This window comes from Vibrio sp. YYF0003 (assembly GCF_036350715.1).
Taxonomy (GTDB): domain Bacteria; phylum Pseudomonadota; class Gammaproteobacteria; order Enterobacterales; family Vibrionaceae; genus Vibrio; species Vibrio natriegens.
In genome coordinates this window covers 1-6,323 of sequence record NZ_JAZDWA010000018.1, presented here as the reverse complement: position 1 = coordinate 6,323, position 6,323 = coordinate 1, and the positions used below count along the sequence as shown (strand labels likewise).

General features: G+C 44.0%; 6 protein-coding genes and 4 tRNA genes. 7 read left to right on the top strand and 3 right to left on the bottom strand.

The genetic code is table 11. The annotated features are described in order from the left end of the window. Positions 1 to 524: 524 nt before the first annotated feature. Positions 525 to 1,865 (bottom strand): CDP-diacylglycerol--serine O-phosphatidyltransferase, encoded by a 1,341-nt coding sequence (pssA, locus tag V1U08_RS22815; RefSeq protein ID WP_065300344.1) that lies wholly within the window; start codon positions 1,863 to 1,865, stop codon positions 525 to 527. Positions 1,866 to 1,960: 95 nt separating this feature from the next. Then, positions 1,961 to 2,368 carry a GNAT family N-acetyltransferase gene (locus V1U08_RS22810; RefSeq protein ID WP_330471470.1) on the bottom strand — a complete coding sequence of 136 codons (408 nt, stop codon included), beginning with the start codon at positions 2,366 to 2,368 and terminating at the stop codon, positions 1,961 to 1,963. Between the two features lie 100 nt (positions 2,369 to 2,468). Here V1U08_RS22810 and murB point away from each other — a divergent pair, with 100 nt between their 5' ends. Next, positions 2,469 to 3,512: a UDP-N-acetylmuramate dehydrogenase gene (gene murB, locus V1U08_RS22805; RefSeq protein WP_330471469.1), complete on the top strand. Its 1,044-nt coding sequence runs from the start codon at positions 2,469 to 2,471 to the stop codon at positions 3,510 to 3,512. Next, a complete protein-coding gene (gene birA / locus V1U08_RS22800) occupies positions 3,509 to 4,474 on the top strand; it encodes a bifunctional biotin--[acetyl-CoA-carboxylase] ligase/biotin operon repressor BirA (RefSeq protein ID WP_330471468.1) in 966 nt (321 codons plus the stop codon). The genes murB and birA overlap by 4 nt, the downstream gene beginning before the upstream one ends. A gap of 9 nt (positions 4,475 to 4,483) precedes the next feature. Here birA and coaA read toward each other — a convergent pair whose 3' ends face one another. Continuing rightward, positions 4,484 to 5,407, bottom strand: a complete 924-nt coding sequence (gene coaA / locus V1U08_RS22795) for a type I pantothenate kinase (RefSeq protein WP_330471467.1) — start codon at positions 5,405 to 5,407, stop codon at positions 4,484 to 4,486. A gap of 206 nt (positions 5,408 to 5,613) precedes the next feature. Between coaA and V1U08_RS22790 the strand changes: the two genes are divergently transcribed. The 5 genes from V1U08_RS22790 to V1U08_RS22770 form a co-directional block, all read left to right on the top strand. Next, positions 5,614 to 5,689 (top strand) — tRNA-Thr (locus tag V1U08_RS22790). A 53-nt stretch (positions 5,690 to 5,742) separates the two neighbouring features. Beyond that, positions 5,743 to 5,827, top strand: a tRNA-Tyr gene (locus V1U08_RS22785). Positions 5,828 to 5,862: 35 nt separating this feature from the next. Then, positions 5,863 to 5,937 (top strand) — tRNA-Gly (locus V1U08_RS22780). Positions 5,938 to 5,950: 13 nt separating this feature from the next. Then, positions 5,951 to 6,026 (top strand) — tRNA-Thr (locus V1U08_RS22775). 103 nt (positions 6,027 to 6,129) lie between these two features. Next, positions 6,130 to 6,323: GTP-binding protein (locus V1U08_RS22770; protein WP_330471446.1), on the top strand; the 194-nt coding region annotated here is incomplete at its 3' end.

Below are 6,323 nucleotides of genomic sequence, written 5' to 3'. Positions count from 1 at the left end.
GTAGTTCAGTTGGTTAGAATACCGGCCTGTCACGCCGGGGGTCGCGGGTTCGAGTCCCGTCCACTCCGCCACTTATTAGAAAGCCTAGTCGAAAGACTAGGCTTTTGTCGTTTATGGCACATAACTCCCTTTTAGGGAAATCGAGTCAGGCTTATGTGCGAATCCAGTTGTACGCATGCCCAGCTATTTGACCGTTTAAGAAACCTCGCTAAAACAAACAGGCTTCTTTCTAACGTTCTAGATTATCTCCCCGCCTCTCATGCTATAGGCAGCTGTTTTACTTCTTCGCATATTTACTAATGTGAATAATCGTGAACTCTCCAACTTGTATGCCATTAGCTTTAAGAAGTCACATGTCAGTTCGTAAGCGTTGAACCATTAAGAGAAGAGCCGACCTAGATTCGAGTTCATGTATAGCTCTTAGCTTCAAGTAATAAGCCGCCAAAAACCTATTAGCAATGCATTAGAAATAAAAACGCCCAACAGTAGTTGGGCGTTGATCGATTATGTTTGAAGCCGCAAGATTACAGAATGCGTTTTAATACTCCATCGGCTTTCAAGCGAGTAATTTTTCTTACCAGCTTTTGTACACCGAACGGATAATCTTCGACTTTTTCTAGCTGTCTGTAAGTGCAGATTAAGTGAGTGTGCTCTAGGATTCGTGAAACTTCTTCCTCGAACTTATCGGTGAGCTGAGCGTAGTTATCTTGAATCAATAAGCCATTCTCTAGGTCAAGTGACCACGCTCGCGGATTCAAGTTATTACCTGTCAGTAGCATGTATCGTTTATCGACCCAAATACCTTTTAGGTGGAAGCTGTTATTGTCGTGCTTCCATAAGTGAATCGATAGTTTTCGTGCTGCTATGTTGGCTTCATTTGCTTTAGCGAAGCGACGAAGGTTCACTTCATAAAGATAAGGTAAGCCACCAATGGTTTTAAAGTCTTCTTCAGGAGAGATATAGAAATCATTGGCTATCTTATCACCGACCACGATAGTGACTTTCACACCACGCTTCATGGCACGTTTCACTTCACGGTGAATCGCTTTAGGAAAGTTGAAGTACGGAGTACAGATGAAGATTTCATTTTGAGCCGCCGCGAGTAACTTTACTATCTGTTGATTCAATATATTACGTCGTTTACCTAAACCAACCAGTGGCGTGACTTTTACGTCTTCTTCGGTTTCTGCCTGACTTTCAAACTGGTAACTTGCTTGAGATAGTGAAGCGCGTAATTGGCGAATAGCCGATTTGATTTCTTTTGTTTCTGGCTTGTATTGGTTAGCAAGGTCATTGACTGCAGGATGAGCGATCATCTCATTCTGAATAAATTGCGCCATTGAGTCTGCGAGAGATTCATTGCGAATGACATGGTAGCGATCAAAGCGATAACGGCCATGATAGTTCAGATAGACATTATTTAAGCTTGCTCCGCTGTAAATAACAGTGTCATCGACAATGAAGCCTTTCAAATGCAGAACACCAAAGACTTCTCGACCACGTACGGGAATGCCATATACAGGAATTCGGTGTTGGTACTTTTGCGCGAATGCCTTATACAGAGCTGAGTTACCTTCAGAGGTTTCTGCACCAATCAAACCGCGTTGTGCTCGGTGCCAATCTACACAGATATTGATGTCCAGCCCTGGATTACGTTGCTTCGCCTCGTAAAGTGCTGTGAGTATTTCACGTCCAGCCTCGTCATCTTCCAGATATAGAGCGACTAGGTAAATTCGTGACGTTGCTTTGCTTATCGCATCCAGAAGGCGAGCCCTGAATTCTTGTGCAGAATACAGAACGTCAAAGTCCTCAGGATTTACTGCGAGGCTTGGCAACTGTTCGAATGGATTCCTACTTACTATCATATCGGTGTGAGTACCTTTATTTAGTGCAATATTGCGAACCTGATATTTTATCAAAGATATTATTTATCTGGCTACAAAAGCACGCGGTTTGAAGTCTAGGATGGGATGAATTGCATTGGAATGAGATCTTTACCGCTATCAACGTAGCGCTGAAAGGCCATTTTCAATGAGTTTGGGAGTTCTGAGCTATCGATGGTCTTAAAACCATGTTGAGAGTAATAAGTCTCTAAGTGCATAAACGCAAAGCAATAATCACCATCGGTGAAAACTTTGTTTTCGCAGTGAGTCAGTAACGCATTCCCTACACCAGTTCCCCTATATTCAGGAACAACAAGCATCCCAGTTAATAATCGATGGTTTTCCACGCTCTTCATACGCAGTAGAGCTACGATAGATCCATCATGACTTGCTGTGATGATCAATTCATCTCTTTTCGCTCGCCCTGAGGGATAGTGTGCTTTATACAACCTCTTAATGAGAGGAAGCTTGATCGGATTTAACACTTCTATGATTAATGAGTTAGGTATTGTCACTGCGGTTAAAAGAGTTCTAAGGTAGAATGTTGACAGTTTAAGAGAATCTTATCTGGCGTTGCAAACCACTATGCAAATTAAAACAAATGCGAGCCTTAAGGCTTATCACACTTTTGGTATCGAACAGACATGTTCGTATTTAGCCGTCGTTGGGTCTGTTGACGATGTTATTCAACTTTTTCAGGAACCTGCTTTCAAAAGCTTACCTAAGCTGTTCCTGGGCAAAGGAAGTAATGTGCTGTTCACTGAGCATTACGAAGGTCTGGTTATCGTAAATAGACTGCTTGGCAAAGTAGTTGAAGAGACTGACGAGCATTACTTGCTACATATCGAAGGTGGTGAGGATTGGCCTGAATTAGTTTCCTGGTGTGTTGAGCGAGGCTTAGGTGGCATAGAAAACCTAGCGCTCATCCCTGGTTGTGCAGGCTCTGCGCCCATCCAAAACATTGGTGCTTACGGATTAGAATTGAAAGATGTTTGTGACTACGTGGATATCTTAGATCTCACAACATTTGAATCGCGACGCATGAACGCAGATGAGTGCGAATTTGGTTATCGTGACTCTATCTTTAAGCATGCTTTGTATGGTGAATGTTTTATTTCCGCTGTTGGACTTAAGCTGAACAAAGAATGGAAACCGATCAACCAATACGGTCCCTTGCAAAGTATTCCTACCGAACAGTTAAGTCCAGCATCCATATTTGAACGTGTTTGCCAGGTTCGCCAAGAAAAATTGCCTGATCCTGCGAAAGTGGGTAATGCAGGCAGCTTTTTTAAGAACCCTGTGATCTCGCAAGATCATTATGATCGACTGGTTAAGGCGCATCATGACCTGGTGGCGTACCCTACAGAAAATGGAATGAAAGTGGCTGCGGGCTGGCTCATTGATCAATGTGGTCTTAAAGGGATCTCTGTTAATGGCGCGCAAGTTAACCCTTTGCAAGCATTAGTGCTAACTAACGTGGACAACTGTAGTGCGCAAGATGTACTGGCTCTGGCATCTCTCGTTAAGCAGACGGTATGGAATAAATACCAGATAGAGCTCGAGCATGAAGTTCGGTTTATCAATCGTGGTGGTGAAACTAATCTTGCTGAGATAGAGGCTGCGCAATGAGAAAAGAGCATGCAACAAAACTGCATATCTTGAAAACACTCAGTGATGGCGAGTTCCATTCAGGTGAAGCCCTAGGTCATGACCTTGGTATCTCAAGAGCCGCCATTGCTAAGCATATTAAAGGTCTGAGTGAATGGGGTGTGGATATATACCGTATTCAAGGACGTGGTTATCAATTGGCTCATCCCATGCAATTGTTAGACGAGACGAGACTCACGGATAACTCCGAGCCAAAACTGGAGTTAATCCCAGTGATTGATTCCACCAACCAGTACTTGTTAGAGCGGGTGAATGAATCCGAAAAAGGCCGTGTTTGTGTCGCTGAGTACCAAGCTAGCGGGCGTGGCCGTCGTGGTCGCCAATGGGTTTCTCCGTTTGGTTCCAACTTATATTTGTCTATGTACTGGCGTCTTGATGCGGGGATGGCCGCAGCAATGGGCTTGAGTCTCGTTATTGGTATCGCTGCGGTTGAAGCATTAGAAGAGATGGGCATCCAGGGCGTTAAGCTCAAGTGGCCAAACGATCTCTATTATCAAGATAAAAAGCTCGCAGGCATTCTGGTAGAAATGTCAGGCCAAGCCGGTGGTGCAGCTAATCTCGTAATAGGAATGGGTCTAAACATTGGTATGCCAGATAAACAGCCTGATATTGACCAGCCCTGGACGACGTTAAATCAAGTGTGTGCTGATCTCCGCTTAGATAGAACACAGCTTGCTTTGACGCTAATTGAGCATTGGAAGACGATACTGCTCGATTACGAAATGATGGGACTTGCAGGCTTTGTCGAACGCTGGAATCGTCTGGATAACTTCATTGGACGCCCGGTCAAACTCATAATGGGAGCCAGAGAAGTGAAGGGGATTGTTCAAGGTATCGATCAGCAAGGTGGTGTGGTGCTTGAGACTGACAATGGATTAGAAACTTACATTGGCGGTGAAATTTCTTTGAGAAAAGGGGATTGAGTTATCCCCTTACTTTCGTAGAGATACTTTGTCTACGAGGTGATTAACCCCTTTATGTAAGATCAAATGGGCTCTTTCTCGGGTAGGAAGAATATTATGCTCTAAGTTGAGCCCATTAATACTCTGCCAGATTTCTCTTGCTTTACTTTTCGCTTCTTCCGTCGACAGCTGAGTATAGTGACTAAAATAAGAGCCTGGTTTGGTAAAAGCCCCCCGGCGGAACTTCAAAAATCTTTCCACATACCATTGTTCAATGGTGTCAGATTCCGCATCGACGTAAATAGAGAAATCCAAAAAGTCTGAAACAAACACGCGATGAGGATCGTGGGGATAATCCATACCGCTCTGTAATACGTTTAACCCTTCAATGATCAGAACATCAGGCCTGTCGACTTTCTTGAGTTCGTCGGTAATGTCATAAGTAATATGCGAGTAGACAGGAACTTCAAGATCCGGCTTCCCGGCTTTTACATCAGACATAAACTCAACTAAGCGTTTGATGTCGTAGGACTCAGGGAAACCCTTGCGATGCATGATGCCTTTTTCTTCCAAGATTTTCTTGGGATACAAAAAGCCATCCGTCGTAACCAAAGATACTTTAGGGTGATTTTCCCAGCGGGAAAGCAGCGCTTTTAGAATACGAGCTGTTGTGCTTTTGCCTACCGCTACACTCCCGGCGATTCCAATCACAAAGGGAGGGGCATGTTCTTCAGTATTCAAAAATTGTTGAAGAACCGTATTACGACTCTGGCGAGCCTGTACATACAAATTTAATAGGCGAGACAATGGCAGGTAGATTTCTACTGCCTCCTCCATGGTAAGATTTTCATTTATGCCCTGAAGTGCAATTAAGTCTTCTTCAGAAAGTGTCATTGGCACAGAGTTTCTTAAATCTGCCCAGTTGGCACGGTCAAATGACAAAAATGGACTCATGGGGCTCTTTCATCCTTGGTTTCATTGAGAGCATGAACATACATCAAGCGCACTTTAAAGCAAGCGACAGAGGTCGAAGTTTGCTTTAAAAAAGCGAAGTTTGTACGTTTTTGCAGCAAACGAATGCAAAAAATCGAAATTTATGATTTTTTTTTAAATTCCTATTGCAACCTAGAAAATCATTCAATAGAATGCGCACCACTTATGCCGACTTAGCTCAGTAGGTAGAGCAACTGACTTGTAATCAGTAGGTCACCAGTTCGATTCCGGTAGTCGGCACCATTCTCTCCTGTTTCTTAACGAAACAACGAGTAGTGAGAATGGCTAGAAATTTTGGAGGGGTTCCCGAGTGGCCAAAGGGAGCAGACTGTAAATCTGCCGGCACTGCCTTCGATGGTTCGAATCCGTCCCCCTCCACCATATTCTTTAGGAAATAGCTCTCAGAGTTACGTGTTGCGGGCATCGTATAATGGCTATTACCTCAGCCTTCCAAGCTGATGATGCGGGTTCGATTCCCGCTGCCCGCTCCACTCTAATTTGAGTGCTGATATAGCTCAGGTGGTAGAGCGCATCCTTGGTAAGGATGAGGTCGGCAGTTCGAGTCTGCCTATCAGCACCAGCTCTAAAGTTTATTTCCTTTTGATATTAGATTTACCAATAATCTTTTTTTTGGTTGCGTGGTCAAACTGGGCCACCAAAATCCGTACCTAGAGGGACCACTCATGTCTAAAGCAAAATTTGAACGTGTAAAACCGCACGTAAACGTTGGTACTATCGGCCACGTTGACCACGGTAAAACAACTCTAACTGCAGCTATCTGTACTACTCTTGCTAAAGTTTACGGCGGTGAAGCGAAAGACTTCGCATCTATCGATAACGCTCCAGAAGAGCGTGAGCGCGGTATCACAATCTCTAC

Excerpts from the sequence above, each read along its gene's own strand:
- pssA (WP_065300344.1), bottom strand. The coding sequence starts at position 1,865 with ATGATAGTAAGTAGGAATCCATTCGAACAGTTGCCAAGCCTCGCAGTA.
- murB (WP_330471469.1), top strand. The coding sequence starts at position 2,469 with ATGCAAATTAAAACAAATGCGAGCCTTAAGGCTTATCACACTTTTGGT.
- birA (WP_330471468.1), top strand. The coding sequence starts at position 3,509 with ATGAGAAAAGAGCATGCAACAAAACTGCATATCTTGAAAACACTCAGT.
- coaA (WP_330471467.1), bottom strand. The coding sequence starts at position 5,407 with ATGAGTCCATTTTTGTCATTTGACCGTGCCAACTGGGCAGATTTAAGA.